Here is a 15,765-nt window from a genome sequence, read left to right as displayed (position 1 = left end):
CCGCGGTGCTCACGCCGCCGCGCGAAGCGACGTGAGTCCCATGGCCTTGAGGGTCAGCACGCCCACCACGGCGAAGGCCTGCCCGGCGAGCAGCGCGGTCCCCAGGGGCGTGAGCTCCTGGGCATGCATGACGACGAGCAGCACACTGCCCACCACCCAGGCGGCGTCCACCAGGACATGCACCAGGGCTGCTCCCAGGACGGGCTGCTTGAGCCCGACCCAGAGGTTGAAGGCCGACCACGGCAGCAGGAAGAGGCCCACGCCGAACAGGAAGCTGGACGGCAGGGTCCAGCCCGCGAGCTGGGTGAGGTTGGGGGCAAGGAGCAACAAGGCCACGCCCATGAGGAGCGAGGCGGCGGCGTCGAAGCGGTAGACGAAGCGGGGGTTGCGCAGCAAGTGGGTCATCATCTGGGCTCTCCGTGTGGCTGGGAACGGGAGCACAGTGTTCCTGGCAGGGAATGTTCTCAATTACCTCGAAGGTCATCGTCCCGCGTCACGGCCTGGGGCAGTCTGGGCTCGGAAAGGGACACGGCGATGATTGGACCCCTGCTCAAGGAATGGAGAACGCTGCGCGGCAAGAGCCAGCTGGCGCTGTCGCTGGATGCGCAGGTATCGGCGCGCCACCTTTCGTTCCTGGAGTCGGGCCGCTCCGGGGCCAGTCAGGACCTGGTGCTGCGGCTGGCGGAGGCCCTGGGGCTGGGGCTGAGGGACCGCAACGCCCTGCTGGTGGCGGCGGGGTTCGCGCCTCAGTTCGGCGAGCGCGGCTGGCACAGCCCGGAGCTGGCGGAGGTCCGGCGGGCCGCGGGACTCATCCTCGCGTCGCATGAGCCGTATCCCGCCATCGTGGTGGATTCGAGCTCGACGGTGCTCGACGCGAATTCGGGCGCGCTCGCGATGATGGGGCAGACGCGCGAGGCGCTGGGACAGGTCAACCTGATGGACCTCGTCTTCGTGCCCGGACCCGTGCGCTCGGCCATTGGCAACTGGGAGGAGATTGCCGGGTATCTGCTCCACCGGCTGCGGGAGGGCGCTCGCATGCGGGGCCCCCGCTCACCCGTGGCATCGGTCCTGGACCGTGTCCTGGCGCAGCCAGGTGTCGAGGCGTTGACCGCGCTGCGGCCCGCCAACGCCGGCTCGGTGCTGGTTCCGTTGACGTTCACCCGGGATGGCACGACGACACACTGGTACACCACGCTCACCAGCTTCGGCGCCCCCCAGGATGCCCTGGTGGAGGAAATCACCATCGAGCAGTTCCATCCGATGTGATGGATTATTCCCCGCGGGCCCGTCATTGCGTCGGGCGCGGTCCATGTCCACCTGAAGGAGAGCCGGGTACGGCGGCCATCCAGCCATGGAGTCAGGCATGTTTGGAGACACGAAGGCGTTCAGCGGCTTCTCGGTGCGCGACGTGGCGGCGGCCCGGAAGTTCTACGGCGAGACGCTGGGCCTGAAGACGTCCGAGTCGGACGGCATGTTGACGCTGCACATCGCGGGCGGCAGGGACATCCTCGTCTATCCCAAGGACAACCACACCCCTGCGTCGTTCACGATTCTCAACTTCCCCGTGGATGACATCGACAAGGCGGTGGACGCGCTGTCCCAACGCGGCGTGCGTTTCGAGCGGTACGACGGCTTCGACGCGGATGCGAAGGGCATCGTCCGTGGTGACAGGGGGCCGCCCATTGCCTGGTTCAAGGACCCTTCAGGCAACGTGTTGGCCGTCTTGCAAGTCCCTGCCTGACAGGGGAGGAGGACGGAGGGCTCGCCCTCCTCCCGGGCTCACCGCGCTACCAGATGCAGGCCGGCTCGCCCGTGGTCACCGGGAATGAGGCGAGTGCGCCGTCTGGGACCACGCCATCGGCGGCCCACAGCGCGGCGTACTTCCTCAGGGTGGTGGGGGCATACGCGTGGTACCCGAGGTAATACACGGTGCTGCTCGACCGCTCGCGCAGAGACACTCCGCAGAAGGGCTCGCTGGTGTAGCTGGCCAGTGTGCCCAGGGGAACCGTCTTCACGTTGGGCTCGCCGCCGTAGTAGGCGAGGTCCGATGCATTGGTGATGGCGAACTTCGCTCCCGCAATCCAGACATAGACCTGGGTCCCCGTGCGCTCGCGCACCAGCACCTGGACGCTGTAGTCCTGGAAGGCCGTCTCCCACTGGCGCGGGACGTTGTTGATGGTCTTCCAGTCATCCCAGTGGTCCAGCTCCGTGGGGGAGGGAATCCACCAGATCGTACCTCCTACGACGACGTAGATGGCCGCGTAGCCATGCTCGCGAAGCAGCGTGCCGTCCTGGGGAATCTGGGTGATGGCATCAATGGCGGACTGGGACATCACCACCAGGTTGGCGCCGGAATACAGGCTCCACTGCGTGGAGGGGATGAAGAACCTCGCGCCGCCCGCCACCAGGTAGCGGTTGGTGTTGTCGGAGCTGAGGAGGACAGTGCCGTCCGGCACCGATGCGTAGCTCGCCAGGGCCTGGGCGCCGAACAGGCACAATGTCAGAGCGAGCAATCGAGGAAGGGCTGCTAGCGAAGCGATGACACGCACGGGGTCTTCTCCGAGGGTGGGGCGGGGACTGCGGAAGCCACCCTACGGAGCCGACGTGATGGAAGCGTGACGCGGGCCGGTCAGGGGAGGATGAAGTCGCGCGGCTTCAGCGGCTCGGGCTGCGGCTCGCCCAACGCCTCCATCAGGTTCATCTCCACGGTGCGCGCCATCGCCAGCAAGGAGAGGTCATTGGGCTCCTTGCCAAAGGGCTCCTCCAATTCGTCGCTCAGCCGGTCGAGCCCGAAGAAGGTGTAGGCAATCATGGCGGCGAGCACGGGCGTGAACCAGCCCAGCGCCTCCGCCAGGCCAAAGGGCAGCAGCAGACAGAACAGGTAGGCCGTGCGGTGCAGCAGCACCGTGTACGTGAAGGGCAGGGGCGTGAAGCGGATGCGCTCGCAGGCGGCGAGCACGTTCATCAAGCCATGCACGCGCGTCCGCAGCTCGCTCCAGGTGATGTCGGTCAGCTGCTTCTCCCGGAGGAGCGTGGCCAGTTCCCGGTCGTGCTCCCGAAGCAGGGCGTTGGGGCGGTTCGGGCTGTCCAGGACGCGCGAGGCCTCAGGGTCCGGCAGCAGGCGGCTGATGTCCTCCTGGGCGTCGTGACCGCGCAGGTGCGCGGCCAGCGCGTGGGCGAAGGCGATGTTCCGCCTCACCAGCCTGCGCACCGCCTGCTGCGCTCCGCTGCCGTCGTCCCCCAGGAGCGCGATGGCCTCATGGGAGAACGAGCGCAGCTCGATGATGAGCGCGCCCCAGTGCTTCCGGGCCTCCCACCATCGGTCGTAGCAGGCGTTGTTCCGGAACCCGAGGAAGATGGAGAGGGCGATGCCCAGCAGGGACAGCGGCGCCGGTGAGGAAATCTGCAGATTCAGATAGCCTTGCCGGTACGCCCAGACGACGAGCGCGGAGAGCGCCGCGATGCCCAGAACGTGGGGCAGGACGCGCGGGAGGATGGTCCCGCGCACGACGAAGAGGAGCCGAAGCGAGCTGAGGCGAGGACGGACAATCACGGGCAGGGGCCTTCCTGCGCCAAATGCCTCCGGGTCGCAAGCGCTCCTCTGATGGATGTGTCCAGGCGATTAGGGAGAGCGGGGGCCCGCTGGTAAGCGTGTACCACTGTCCGTCGTGAATCCGTCCGATGGTGTGGTCCGCGAAGGACCAGACGCCATGGCGACAGCTTCCTCGCGCGGCGGCCCCGGCCCGGAATGGGCGGGCCGAGGCGGAACCGCAGTGTTGCGGAATGCCGAACGTATCACCCGAGGTGGACTCAGGGGCCCGTGAGAACAGCGGGCCCGCCGGAGTCATGGACGCACTTCGGTTCTGCGGTGAAACCCCACGTCTGTTCTCGGCGTTGTGGTGGCTCCCAGGCTCTTCTTCCACGGGAAGGTGAGTGCCAGCGCGATGCCCGACAGACCCACGACGGAGTAGATGAGACGGCTGAGCGCGCTCATCGCTGTCCGTGTATCGCCGCCGAACAGCGCGTTCACGAGGTTCCAATTGAAGAAGCCAATCAGGCCCCAGTTGATGGCGCCGATGATGGCCAGGACGGCCATCGCCTTGGCGAGCCCTCCTCTGGTTCGGTCCGCGTCCGCTCGTTCCATGGCTCGTATCCTTGGCTAGGTGTGTTCCACCCGTGCAGGTGGGTGATGCCTCTCGGATAAGGTGTTGCCCGGACGCGTCCTGGCTACTCCACCGGCACCGATTGTCCGGCTCGGTGCTTCGACTGCCGTGCGGCTCAGCGGGAGTGGGTGTCCTTCAGTCGCTCGGGAATGCGCGCGACGAGGAGGTCGATGGCCGCGCGTACCTTCGATGTCACGTGCTTGCTCTGAGGCCACACCGCGTAGATTTCGTTGCCATAGGGGCGCTGCGTCTCCAGCACCTCGACGAGCCTGCCGCCGCGCAGGTGCTCCGCGATGAGCCAGCGAGGGAGCCACGCCAGCCCGGCCCCCTGCACCGCGGCGTCCATGATGGTCTCCACGTCGTCGAAGCGCAGGCGCGCCTGGACGGTGATGCGCTGCTCGCCGCCTTGTTCGTCCGGGAATCGCCAGGGCTTGTTGACGCCGTTGCGGCCATAGACGACCGCGTCGTGCTGGCCCAGGTCTTCAAGCGTCTTCGGGCGGCCGTGGCGCTTCAGGTAGCCGGGCGCGCCGCAGACGGACATCGTCTGGACGCCCAGCCGGCGCGCCGTCAGTCCCGCGTGGTCCGCCAGCGGCGCGACGCGGAGGGCCACGTCGTAGCCTTCCTCGACGAGGTCGACCATCCGGTCGCTGAAGGCGATTTCCAGCTCCAGTCCCGGATGCTGGAGGACCAGCTCGCGCAGCAGCGGCGCGGCGCAGTGCCGGCCAAACATCACAGGCGCGCTGACGCGCAGGCGGCCCGTGGGCGCGCGCCGTCCTGAGTCCAGCGCCGTCTCCGCCGCCTCGAGCTCCGCCAATGCGCGCACGCAGCGCTCGTAGAAGGCCTGGCCGTCCTCGGTGAGGCTCTGCCGGCGCGTGGTGCGCTGGAACAGCCGGGTCTCCAGACGCTCCTCCAGCCGCGCGATGCTCTTCCCCACGGCCGAGCGTGAGAGCCCCATGCGCTCCGCGGCGAGCGCGAAGCTCCCTGCTTCCACGGCCTGGACGAAGGCGAAGACGCCTCCAAGGCGGTCCATCATGACGCTGCTCCCATTGGTGCCCGCGCGTCTCCAGTGACTCGACAAAGTGTCGCCACTGGCGACGCTGCTTCGTCCGTATAGCTCCCGCATCACTTTCATGCAGGACGCGGAGCGGACGATGGGCGCAACGATGAAGCGTTGGCAGGCGACGCAGGCGGGACGGGCGCACCTGGAACTGGCGGAGGTGGCGATTCCCTCTCCGGGTGCCGGTGAGGTGTTGATTCGCGTGTCGGCGGTCTCCCTCAACTACCGCGAGAAGCTGATGCTCGACGGGGGCGGCTACCTGACGGCGCACCAGCCCTTCACGCCGGCGTCGGACATGGCGGGCGTGGTGGTCGCGGCGGGCGCGGGCGTGCAGCGCTTCAAGGAAGGGGCGCGCGTCATCGCCAACTTCCAGACGGACTGGGTGGAGGGGGCCGTGCCGCGTGGGACGGTGCGCAGCCTGGGCGGAAACGCGCCGGGCGTTCTGGCGGAGTACGTCGTCATGCCGGAGCAGTGGCTGGTGGCGTCTCCCGCGACACTGGATGACGTGCAGGCGAGCACGTTGCCGTGCGCCGGCCTCACCGCGTGGACGTCCCTGGTGGAGCTGGGCGGGCTGCGTCCGGGGCACACGGTGGTGACGCAGGGCACGGGAGGTGTGTCCCTGTTCGCGGTGCAGCTTGCCGCCGCCATGGGCGCGGAGGTCATCGTGCTTTCGGGGGACGAGGACAAGCTGGCCCGCGTGAAGGCCCTGGGCGCCGCGCACGGCATCCATCGTCGTCACACCCCGGAGTGGCACACGGCGGTGCTTGAATTGACGCGAGGCGCGGGGGCCGACCACATCCTGGAGTTGGTGGGTGGGGACAACCTGGGCCGGTCGGTGAAGGCGCTCGCGTCGGATGGGCGCGTCTCGCTCATCGGCGTGTTCGAGGGCTTCGAGAGCCGCTTCCCGGTGCAGCCCTTGTTCCTGAGCTCCGGCGTCATCCAGGGCATCTTCGTCGGACACCGGCGCGGGCTGGAGAACCTGGTGCGCGCGGTGGACCGGCTGGCATTGAAGCCCGTGGTCGACACTGTCTATTCGCTCGATGCGCTGCCCACGGCGCTCGAACATCTGGACCGCGGGCCGTTTGGCAAACTGGTCATCACGGCTTGACCTGGACCCGCGCCGAGGCGTGCGCCACGACGCGCTCAGGGGCCCCGGTGGTGGTGCTCCAGGAGGAAAGACAGACGCGTGCGAGGGTGAAGGACCACGGCATGCGTTGGCGGAAGACATAACGATGGGCGCGGGTGGCGCTGTAAGGGTTTGAATCGTCAGCGGGTCTGGAGTGGCGCAGGCGCCCGGGCGTACTGTCCCAGGCGGCATGCGCACACTCTACGGACTCAGTTACTCGCCCTGGACGGAGAAGACCCGTTGGGCGTTGGACCACCACCGCGTCGCCTATCGCTACCGCGAACACCTGCCGCTCATCGGTGAGCCGCTGCTGCGCTGGCGCACGCCGCGTGGTGTGAGGCCCGCCGTGCCATTGCTCATCGACGAGGGCGAGGCCTTTCCCGGCTCGTTCGTCATCGCGCGGCGCGCGGAGGAGCTGGGGCAGGGGGAGCCACTCTTCCCCGCCGCGGACCTCCCGGTGATTCAGCGCTGGGAGGACGACAGCGAGCAGGTGCTCTCCGCGGCGCGCGCCAAGGTGGTGGCGGCGTTGCTAGAGAATCGTCAGGCCCAGGTGGAGAGCCTCCCCGCCTTCCTGCCCATGGGGCTCCGGACTGTCCTGGCGCCGTCCGCGAGGCTGGGCGCGCGCTTCGTGGCCCGCAAGCACCAGGCGCCCGCGGACATCGCCGCCGCCGTTCATGAGAAGGTCATCCCCACGCTGGAGCGCCTGCGTGAAGCCCTGAGCGGCCGGGACTACCTGCTGTCGCGTTTCAGCTACGCGGACATCACGGCCGCGCTGATGCTCCAGTTCGTGAGGGCGGCGGACGACGGCTACCTTCCCCTGGGCCCCGGCACGCGAGCGGTGTGGAGCGACGCGGCGCTCGCCTCCCGCTTCCCGGACCTGCTCGAGTGGCGGGACGGCCTCTATGCGAAGCACCGCCGTCCCTGAGCCACGCGCACGTCACGGCGCTGGCGGGGTGGTGCCCTGCGGAACATGGAAGCCTTGCTGGCCCATGCGCTGGCGGACCAGCACCTGTCCCGAGGGGCTCGTGGTGCGTGCACGCATGTACGGGACTTCGGGCAGGTCCGTGGGCCGCCAGATTTTCTGGTGCGTCGGCACGCCCGTCGCGCCCGGAATGGTGCCCTCGTACACGGCGGAGGGGTGGCCGTTCACCTTCTCCGAGCCCACCTGCTTGTAGCCCTGCTCCTTGAAGCAGGCGTCGTAGCTCTGCGTCTTGCTGGTGCACGACGCGGGCAGCTTCACCGGAAGGTCATCCAGGCTCCGCTCGGTGGCCACCTTGTGCGGATGCATCAGCGTGGTGCCCGTGCGCTTCTCGAAGTCGAACAGGATGGACATGCTGCCGCCGGACGCGTCGGGCAGCTCCGCGTCCATGCGCAGCAGTCCCTTGCGCCCGTACACCTTGCCCTGGATGTCCGGAGGCGGCTTCTTGCCGGCCTCCAGCGTCATCTTCGTGGAGACGTCCGCCGACCAGTCCGCGAGGGCGGGAGAGGCCACCAGCAGGGCGGCGGCGGTGAACGCGGACAGCCTGGGACGCACGGTGGACGTTCTCATGGCGGCACCACAGTCCACCGCGCGCGTGCCTGTCAAACACGGCCCCTGAAAGCGAAACGGCGCCAACCTCGTGAGAGGTGGCGCCGTGGAGCCGAAGCCCGGAGGCTCAGCCCGGCTGGCAGACCTGCCGGAGGATGTCGAGCGACTCCAACGCCTTGCCCGCGCCAATCACGACGGCGGAGAGCGGGTCCTCGGCGAGGAACACGGGCAGGCCCGTCTCCTCGCGCAGCAGCGTGTCCAGGTTCTTCAGCAGCGCGCCGCCACCGGCCAGGACGATGCCGCGGTCGGCGATGTCGCCAGCGAGCTCGGGCGGAGTGCGCTCCAGCGTCAGCTTCACCGCCTCGACGATGCCGTTGACGGGCTCCGCCAGCGCGTCACGCACTTCGTCGCTGGACACCGTCAGCGTGCGCGGCACGCCGGCCACCAAGTCGCGACCCTTGATCTCCATGGTCATGACCTCGTCCGTCGGGTACGCGGTGCCGATGCCCATCTTGATGAGCTCCGCCGTGCGCTCACCGATGAGCAGGTTGTACTTGCGCTTGACGTACTGGATGATGGCCTCGTCCAGCTTGTCGCCGCCGATGCGCACGCTCTTGGCGAACACGATGCCGGCGAGGCTGATGACCGCGACGTCGGACGTGCCACCGCCGATGTCCACAATCATGTTGCCGCTGGGCTCGGTCACCGGAAGGCCCGCGCCAATGGCCGCCGCCATGGGCTGCTCGATGAGGTAGACCTCGCGGGCGCCCGCGTTGGCCGCCGCCTCGCGCACCGCGCGGCGCTCCACCTCGGTGATGCCGGAGGGGATGCCGATGATGATGCGCGGGTTGACGAGCGTCTTGCGGTTGTGCGCGCTCTGGATGAAGTAGCGCAGCATCGCGGCCGTGATTTCGAAGTCCGCGATGACGCCATCCTTCATCGGACGGATGGCAACGATGTTGCCCGGGGTGCGCCCGAGCATTTCCTTGGCTTCCTTGCCCACCGCGAGGACCTTCTTGCCCCCGCGCGAGTCATGCTGGACGGCCACCACCGAGGGCTCGTTGGAGACGATGCCCTGGCCTCGGATGTAGATGAGCGTGTTCGCCGTGCCGAGGTCGATGGCGAGGTCACGCGAGAAGAGGGTGTGAAGCCAGTCAAACATACGGGGGCGGGAACTTTCGGGGGGTCGTCGGAATTTCCCCGTCATAGCGGGGGCAGACGCGGGCCAAGGTACTACGCGACGCAGCACGGAGGAAGAAAAGCCGGTAGCGGCCTTCACATCCGCCTGGGGGGCAGTCGGCCAGCGGACGCAGGCGCGCTCCCGGCTTTCAGGGAATAGGCGTGGGCTCGGCCTGCACCGACTCGAGGCGCGCCGCCACCACCCCCGCCTCCAGCGGCTTCTCTTCGGGGAGCGCCGTGGGCGGCAGCGTCCCCTGGGCCTCGGCGTCGCGGTACTCGGGCGTCTGGCGCAGGGCCGCGCTGGTGACGTGGAGCAGCGTGTCACGCACGGGCTCGAACAACAGGGCGGTAAGGTACCAGGCTGGGGCGTAATCCAGCCGGATGAGGCCGTGCACGCTCCACTTGTGCGGCGCGTAGTCCCACGGGCAGCGTCCGAGCAGGCGCTTGAGCAGCCAGCCCGTGCCGTACTCCGCGCCGAAGATGAGCCCCGTGTAGGCCAGCGCCCGCAGCGGCCGGGGCAGGGGCTTGAGCCGGGCGGAGACCTCCTCCAGCGCCAGGGCCGTGCCTCCGTAGATGGGATGCATCCAGAGGTACGTGCGCGCCGTGGCGTTCCGGTCCTTCTTCAGCGCGGCCCCCGTGCCGGTGAACATCACCTCGAGCACCCAACCCACACACCCGTAGACGAGGAATCTTGAAAGCACCTCGGAAAGCTAAGTCCGCCCCGCAGAAGGGGCACTCCCGCCCCCTGGGGTCGGTGCTGGCCGCCTGCCTCGGCTGTGCCATGGCGGACGGTGTGCCTGTCCCCGTTGTGCGGGAGTCGGGCCCGACGACACGGGCCCACACGCCCAGGAGCCCGCCCAGGGCGGGCGGGCCCCCGGCGGCGCTGGCTCAGCCGGGGATGCCGGCCGACCAGCGCTGCGTGAGGTACAGCTCGGCGAGCTGGGCCGCGTTGAGGTCCTGCTCCTCGCCCACGTAGGTGCGCTCGGTGGAAATGCCCACCTCGCCGCCGCCCACGCCCGCGTGGATGCCCACGCCAAAGTCGCCGGTGACCTTGTGCTTGTCCTGGATGGTGGCCTTGATTTCGACCTTGTCCTTGAGCTGGTCCAGCGCCTGGCCCACGTCGCCCCGGGCGATGCTGCCGAAGGCGCCGCTGGTGGCGATGTCGTTGATGTTGCCGCTGAGCTCCGCCTTCACCTCGCGGCCCGTCGCGCCGCCCAGGCCCAGCGCGGACGCGTTGGCCTGCCGCGAGTCGGTCAGCGTCAGCTTGGCCTCATGGGTGTCACGCACGCTGGCGCCAATCTCGCGAGCGGTGCCCTTCGGGTCCTTGATGAAGTCGGTCGGGTTGAAGCCCTCGGGCAGCTCCACGCTCTGCTCCAGCTCCACCCCAAGCGAACCGGACACACCCGCGGACGCGTTGGTGGGCAGGGACACGGAGTCCCCGCCGCCCGTGGGGATGCCCACGCCCGCGGACGCGCTGGCGTTGCCGTTGATTTCGAGGCTCTGCTTGAGGGTCAGCTTCTGGGGCTTGCCGCCCTCCATCTCGATGCGGGCCGTGGTGCTCTGGTTGATTCCGGCACCCGCGCCGGCGCCCGCGCTGATGGCCTCCGGCAGGCCCTTCATGCCCAGCTCGGCGTTGACGCTGGCCTCGGCGCCCAGCTTGAATTCCACGGCGCTCATGTTCTTCGTCAGGCCCGCCAGGTCCGACAGGGGATCCCCAAGGACCTGATTCACGCCGGCGCCCAGCACGGGGTTGCTCGCGGCGGCGCCCGCGGTGGCGGTGGAGGCCGCGATGATGCGGGTGGCGTTCTTGGCCTCCTCGGCCGTGTCGAACTGGAACTCCACCGTGGCCCCGGCGGTGCCGAAGGCCTCGGCGCCCACGTCCGCCGCGCCCTTGGCGCCCAGCTTGGCCGCGACGCCCGCGCCCACCTCGCCGGTGACGGACACGGTGTAGCCGCCGCCTTCCTCCTCACTGCGGCTGACGCCCAGGGTGCCCTTCACCTTGCCGGCCAGCGTGGCGCCGTTGGCCTCGGCGTAGAGGCTGATGGAGGTGCTCTCACCCGGCTTGAGCTGGTCCACCTGCCGGTTGAGGTTGACGGCGTCGCCAATGGCCCGGGCCGTGTCCACCGGGTCGCGCACCACGTCGGCCGCGCCCTGGAGCGCCCCGCCGATGATGTCGTTGCCGATACCCTGCAGGGGGTTGAGCGTGGGCGCGTCCTGGATGGCCCGGCCCGCCAGGTCCAGGCCGTCCGCGGCGATGTCGGTCGCCTTGTCGAGCACCGGGCCCGCCCGCTCCGCCGCCCCCTGGAGGACATTGCCCAGGCCATTCGCGGTGACGGTGGCCGCGACGCCGGTGGCGCTCAGCGTGCGCTGGGTCGCGGTGCGGCCCGCCTCGAACACGTCACCGGCGGCGTTGCGCACGTTGCCCGCCGCGTCCTGCACCCGGTCCTTGGTTCCTTCGACGACGTTCTTGGTGGCGTTGGCCACCCCGCCCACGGCGTCACCGGCCTTGTCCTTGGCACCCTCGACGACGTTCTGCGTGACGTTGGCCACGCCGCCCACGGCGTTCTTGGTGGCGTTGGCCACGCCGCCCACGGCGTCACCGGCCTTGTCCTTGGCGCCCTCGAAGATGTCCCGGGTCCGCTCTTGGGCCACGTTGGAGATCTTCTCCTTGGCCTCCTGCGCCTTGGCCGCCGCCTGCTCCGCGGCTTCCGCGGCCTTGCGCGCCGCCGCCTCCGCCGCGCGCCGGGCCGCTTCCGCCGCCCGCTTCGCCGCGGCCTCGGCGGCCCGCTTCGCCGCGTCCGCCGCTCCGCCAATCAGTTTTCCGATTCCCATGGGGGCTTCCTTCTCCAGGCTGTCACGGCGTGGGTCGTCTCGCGGGGGCGGGACGCGGCACGTGCGCGCTTCAGGGGTGTGGTGCCGGCTGTGGCCTTGTGGCGGGCCAGCCGAGGCCCTCAGCAGTGTCGAGTCTTGAAAGCAGGCATGGACGGCTCCTGCCCTTTAGAAAGAGCGGGTACTGTGTGAGGGCTGCGGGGATTCTCAGGAAATGAGGCGGAAGAGTTTCGTCGGCGCGGCAGAAACCTGGCCGCCGAGCGCTGAATTGGCGTTTTCCCGCCGCGGGGGAGCGCTTTACTGGGTGGCACCCGCGTAATACAGGAGAAGCGGATGTGCTCCGCCGGCCCGACAGCTCCGCTATCCCCACCCGGGCGACGCGCGCACGGGATGTTGCTGGCCATTGCCCTGGGCACGGCGCTTGCGTCCGTGCCGTGGATCAACGCGTTGGAACGGGTGGTGGCCGCCGAGGTCCACGCCGTGTACGGGCCCTCCGAGGGAAACGGCGCGCGGGTGGACCGGGGCGGCGCGGCCTTCGTGGGCAAGCGCACCCGCCAGTTGCGCTGTGGGCGCCTGGCCGGGGTGGGGAGCGACACCTGGGCCGCGGTGATGAGCGCTCCGGCCGGGGCGAAGACGAAACCGACCCTGGGCCGGGAACGAGAGTCCTTCCAGCCGGGCTTCCATGAAGCCCACCGTCAGGCTCGAGAACGGCGGCGGGCCGTTGCCACCGACACCGTCCGGCTGCTGCGCTCCGCGGCCCTGATGGTGCGAGGAGGCAACGCCGGTGACCGGCCGACGCTCGTCACCCAGTCGTTGCGCGGGCCTCCCGCGCGCGGCTGAAGACGGCGCTCGGAATCGGGCTGGCGGGCAACGCGCCTGCCTTTCGTTTCCTCCCGCATGATGCGCGGTCCGCCGCACGCCGCCGGACCAGTCCGAATCTCAATCTTCCGCTGGGTTATTTTTTCGAGGTGTACCGATGCATGGAGCCCACGAGGTCCTCCAAGCCATTGCCGTCGTCCTGTGCGTCGCGGCAGTGACGACGGTCCTCTTCCAGAAGCTTCGCCAGCCCGTGGTGCTGGGCTACATCCTGGCCGGCCTCGTCGTCGGCCCGTACCTGCCGATTCCGCTCGTCGCCAACCCGGAGGTGGTGACGACGCTCTCGGAGCTGGGCGTCATCCTCCTGATGTTCTCACTGGGGTTGGAGTTCAGCCTCCGCAAGCTGTTCGCGGTGGGGCCCACGGCGGGAGTCACCGCCGTCATCCAGTGCAGCATCATGATTTGGCTGGGCTTCGTGGTGGGGCGCGCCTTCGGGTGGACCACCCTGGAGAGCCTCTTCACTGGCGCGCTCATCGCCGTGTCCAGCACCACCATCATCGCCAAGGCCTTCGACGAGCAGAACATCCGGGGCCGGCTGAGGGAGCTGGTGGTGGGCGTCCTCATCGTCGAGGACCTCATCGCCGTCCTCCTGATGGCGACGCTGACGGCCGTGTCCTCTGGCACCGGCCTGTCGCTGGGTGAGCTGTCGTTGACCACGGGCCGCCTGGTGGCGTTCCTCGTCGGGCTGGTGGTGGTGGGGCTGTTCACCATCCCCCGCGCGGTGCGCTACGTGGTGAAGCTCAACAAGCCGGAGACGACCCTGGTGGCCAGCGTGGGCATCTGCTTCGCGGTGGCGCTGCTGGCGCAGGCCTTCGGGTATTCGGTGGCGCTGGGGGCCTTTCTGGCGGGCTCGCTGGTGGCGGAGTCCGGCGAGGAGAAGGTGGTGGAGCACCTGGTGCAGCCGGTGAAGGACATCTTCGCGGCCATCTTCTTCGTGTCCGTGGGCATGCTCATCAACCCGGCGCTCATCGCGGAGCACTGGGCCGCCATCCTGGTGCTCACGGTCGTGGTCATCGTGGGCAAGCTCTTCAGCGTGACGCTGGGCGCGTTCCTCACGGGGCACAGCACCCGGACCTCCGTGCAGGCGGGCATGAGCCTGGCGCAGATTGGTGAGTTCTCCTTCATCATCGCGGGCCTGGGCCTGACGCTGAAGGCCACGGGCAACTTCATCTACCCGGTGGCGGTGGCCGTCTCCGCGATTACGACGCTCACGACGCCCCTGCTGATTCGCGTGTCGGGGCCGGTGGCCAGCTATGTGGACCGCAAGCTGCCCAAGCCGCTGCAGACGTTCGTGACGTTGTACGGCACCTGGGTTGAGCGGCTGCGCGACGCGCCCCGGCGCCAGACGTTTGGGGCCTCGGTGCGGCGGCTGGCGCGGTTGATGGTGCTGGACGCCGTGTTGCTGATTGTCCTGGTGATTGGCACGTCGTTGACGGCGGGCAAGCTGGGCTCCTTCATCGAGCAGCGGTTGGGCATCGATGAGAACCTGTCCCGCTACATCATCCTGGGTGGCGCGGTGCTGCTCTCCATCCCGTTCCTGGTGGGCGTGGTGCAGGTGGCGCGCCGGTTGGGCGAGGAGCTGGCAGAGGCGGCGCTGCCCGGGCGGAAGGACGGGCGGGTGGACCTGGCGGCGGCGCCCCGGCGCGTGCTGCTGGTGACGCTGCAACTGGGCATCATCCTGCTGGTGAGCGTGCCGGTGGTGGCGATTACGCAGCCCTTCCTCCGGGGCGCCATGGGCCCCCTCGTCGTGCTGGCCCTGATTGGCGCGCTGGGCGTGACGTTCTGGCGGGGCGCCACCAACCTGCACGGCCACGTCCGCGCGGGCGCGCAGGTCATCGTGGAGGCGCTGGCGGCGCAGTCCCACTCGCGGGAGCCGGGCGCGGATGAGCACGCGCTGGACCACGTCTCCAAGGTGCTCCCGGGTCTGGGTGAGCCCGTGCCCGTGCGGCTGGAGGTCTCCAGTCCCGCGGCGGGGAAGACGCTGGCCGAGGTGAACCTCCGCGGCCTCACGGGGGCCACGGTGCTGGCCATCCGGCGCGGGGACTCGAGTGTGTCCGTGCCGTCCGCGCAGGAGGTGCTGCAGCCCGGTGACGTGCTGGCGCTGACGGGCACGCACGACGCGGTGGAGGCGGCCAAGAGCCTGCTCACCGGTTCACCGGCGCCCGCCTCGGCTCCTGAGCCGACGGGCGCCCAGGTGTAAGGGACACGGGGTTGGGGGCGGGATTCGTTCCGCCCCCGGCGCCTACCGCTTCACGCTGTACTTGGCGATGGCGTAGAGGGCGCGCACGCCGTCCTTCCAGCCAATCTTCTTGCCCTCTTCGTAGGTGCGCCCGTGGTAGCTGATGGGCACCTCGAAGACGCGCCAGCGGCCGCGGGCCACCTTGGCGGTGATTTCCGGCTCGAAGCCGAAGCGGTCCTCCTCCACCTGCACGGAGCGCAGCACCTCGGCGCGGAAGGCCTTGTAGCAGGTCTCCATGTCGGTGAGGTTCAGGCCGCTGGTCATGTTGGACAGCGTGGTGAGCACGTTGTTCAGCACGGTGTGCCAGTAATAGAGGACGCGCCGGGGCGTGCCGGTGAAGCGGCTGCCGAAGACGACGTCCGCATCCCCGTCGATGATGGGCTGGATGACGTTGGGGATGTCGCGCGGGTCGTATTCCAGGTCCGCGTCTTGGACGATGATGATGTCGCCCGTGGCTTCGGTGAAGCCACGCCGCAGCGCCGCGCCCTTTCCCTGGTTCTTCTCCTGGAAGAGCACGCGCACCTCGTTGCGGTTGCGCGGCGTACCGCCCAACAAGCCCACACCCTGCTCCTGAAGCTGGCGCAGGAGTTCGCGGCTGCCGTCCTTGGAGCAGTCGTCGATGAGGACGAGCTCCTTCGGGAAGTCGACGGCGACGCAGCGGCGCAGCAGTTCGGCGAGGGTGGGAATCTCGTTGTAGACGGGGATGACGAGTGAGACGAGCATGGCGTTTTGCGGCTGTACCGCATTTTGCGTCATGGAGCGATCTTC

16 protein-coding genes are annotated in these 15,765 nt (G+C 69.1%); 6 read left to right on the top strand and 10 right to left on the bottom strand.

What is annotated here, in order from left to right:
- Positions 1-9: 9 nt before the first annotated feature.
- Entirely contained in the window at positions 10-408 is a 399-nt protein-coding gene (locus OZ403_RS35885) for a hypothetical protein (RefSeq protein WP_140795696.1), read from the bottom strand.
- A 126-nt stretch (positions 409-534) separates the two neighbouring features.
- Here OZ403_RS35885 and OZ403_RS35880 point away from each other — a divergent pair, with 126 nt between their 5' ends.
- Together OZ403_RS35880 and OZ403_RS35875 are read left to right on the top strand one after the other, a co-directional pair.
- Entirely contained in the window at positions 535-1,266 is a 732-nt protein-coding gene (locus tag OZ403_RS35880) for a helix-turn-helix domain-containing protein (RefSeq protein ID WP_268782862.1), read from the top strand.
- Between the two features lie 97 nt (positions 1,267-1,363).
- Complete coding sequence (locus tag OZ403_RS35875; protein ID WP_140800209.1) at positions 1,364-1,741, top strand: VOC family protein; 378 nt, start codon at positions 1,364-1,366, stop codon at positions 1,739-1,741.
- Positions 1,742-1,787: 46 nt separating this feature from the next.
- Here OZ403_RS35875 and OZ403_RS35870 read toward each other — a convergent pair whose 3' ends face one another.
- From OZ403_RS35870 to OZ403_RS35855, 4 genes are all read right to left on the bottom strand, one after another.
- The gene (locus tag OZ403_RS35870; RefSeq protein ID WP_237077756.1) at positions 1,788-2,513 is read right to left on the bottom strand and encodes a hypothetical protein; all 726 of its coding nucleotides are present in this window, start codon (positions 2,511-2,513) and stop codon (positions 1,788-1,790) included.
- A 116-nt stretch (positions 2,514-2,629) separates the two neighbouring features.
- A complete protein-coding gene (locus tag OZ403_RS35865) occupies positions 2,630-3,553 on the bottom strand; it encodes a bestrophin family protein (protein ID WP_268782861.1) in 924 nt (307 codons plus the stop codon).
- 291 nt (positions 3,554-3,844) lie between these two features.
- Entirely contained in the window at positions 3,845-4,144 is a 300-nt protein-coding gene (locus OZ403_RS35860) for a DUF378 domain-containing protein (protein WP_140795690.1), read from the bottom strand.
- A 134-nt stretch (positions 4,145-4,278) separates the two neighbouring features.
- Positions 4,279-5,196, bottom strand: a complete 918-nt coding sequence (locus tag OZ403_RS35855; RefSeq protein WP_268782860.1) for a LysR family transcriptional regulator — start codon at positions 5,194-5,196, stop codon at positions 4,279-4,281.
- 130 nt (positions 5,197-5,326) lie between these two features.
- On the opposite strand from OZ403_RS35855, the gene OZ403_RS35850 reads away from it, so the two are divergent.
- Both OZ403_RS35850 and OZ403_RS35845 read left to right on the top strand, forming a co-directional pair.
- Positions 5,327-6,328 (top strand): zinc-dependent alcohol dehydrogenase family protein, encoded by a 1,002-nt coding sequence (locus OZ403_RS35850; RefSeq protein ID WP_268782859.1) that lies wholly within the window; start codon positions 5,327-5,329, stop codon positions 6,326-6,328.
- Between the two features lie 208 nt (positions 6,329-6,536).
- Positions 6,537-7,271, top strand: coding sequence for a glutathione S-transferase family protein (locus OZ403_RS35845; protein ID WP_140795687.1), 735 nt, complete (start codon positions 6,537-6,539; stop codon positions 7,269-7,271).
- Positions 7,272-7,283: 12 nt separating this feature from the next.
- Here OZ403_RS35845 and OZ403_RS35840 read toward each other — a convergent pair whose 3' ends face one another.
- The 4 genes from OZ403_RS35840 to OZ403_RS35825 all read right to left on the bottom strand — a co-directional run bounded on the left by OZ403_RS35840 (position 7,284) and on the right by OZ403_RS35825 (position 11,885).
- On the bottom strand, positions 7,284-7,895 hold the full coding sequence (locus OZ403_RS35840; RefSeq protein ID WP_268782858.1) for a hypothetical protein: 612 nt from the start codon (positions 7,893-7,895) through the stop codon (positions 7,284-7,286).
- A 106-nt stretch (positions 7,896-8,001) separates the two neighbouring features.
- Entirely contained in the window at positions 8,002-9,036 is a 1,035-nt protein-coding gene (locus OZ403_RS35835) for a rod shape-determining protein (protein WP_120598366.1), read from the bottom strand.
- A 166-nt stretch (positions 9,037-9,202) separates the two neighbouring features.
- Positions 9,203-9,754 carry a putative ABC transporter permease gene (locus OZ403_RS35830; RefSeq protein WP_140795685.1) on the bottom strand — a complete coding sequence of 184 codons (552 nt, stop codon included), beginning with the start codon at positions 9,752-9,754 and terminating at the stop codon, positions 9,203-9,205.
- Between the two features lie 187 nt (positions 9,755-9,941).
- The gene (locus OZ403_RS35825; protein WP_268782857.1) at positions 9,942-11,885 is read right to left on the bottom strand and encodes a hypothetical protein; all 1,944 of its coding nucleotides are present in this window, start codon (positions 11,883-11,885) and stop codon (positions 9,942-9,944) included.
- A 387-nt stretch (positions 11,886-12,272) separates the two neighbouring features.
- Between OZ403_RS35825 and OZ403_RS35820 the strand changes: the two genes are divergently transcribed.
- Positions 12,273-12,722 (top strand): hypothetical protein, encoded by a 450-nt coding sequence (locus OZ403_RS35820; protein WP_237080782.1) that lies wholly within the window; start codon positions 12,273-12,275, stop codon positions 12,720-12,722.
- Positions 12,723-12,858: 136 nt separating this feature from the next.
- Positions 12,859-14,958, top strand: coding sequence for a cation:proton antiporter (locus OZ403_RS35815; RefSeq protein ID WP_140795682.1), 2,100 nt, complete (start codon positions 12,859-12,861; stop codon positions 14,956-14,958).
- A gap of 42 nt (positions 14,959-15,000) precedes the next feature.
- On the opposite strand, the gene OZ403_RS35810 is transcribed toward OZ403_RS35815, so the two are convergent.
- Positions 15,001-15,720, bottom strand: coding sequence for a glycosyltransferase family 2 protein (locus OZ403_RS35810; RefSeq protein WP_140796721.1), 720 nt, complete (start codon positions 15,718-15,720; stop codon positions 15,001-15,003).
- Positions 15,721-15,765: the final 45 nt, after the last annotated feature.

This window comes from Myxococcus sp. NMCA1 (genome assembly GCF_026810205.1).
In the GTDB taxonomy this organism is placed as follows: Bacteria; Myxococcota; Myxococcia; order Myxococcales; family Myxococcaceae; genus Myxococcus; species Myxococcus xanthus_A.
Note: the sequence above shows the minus strand (reverse complement) of the source record. Positions and strands in the feature narration are given on the sequence as shown.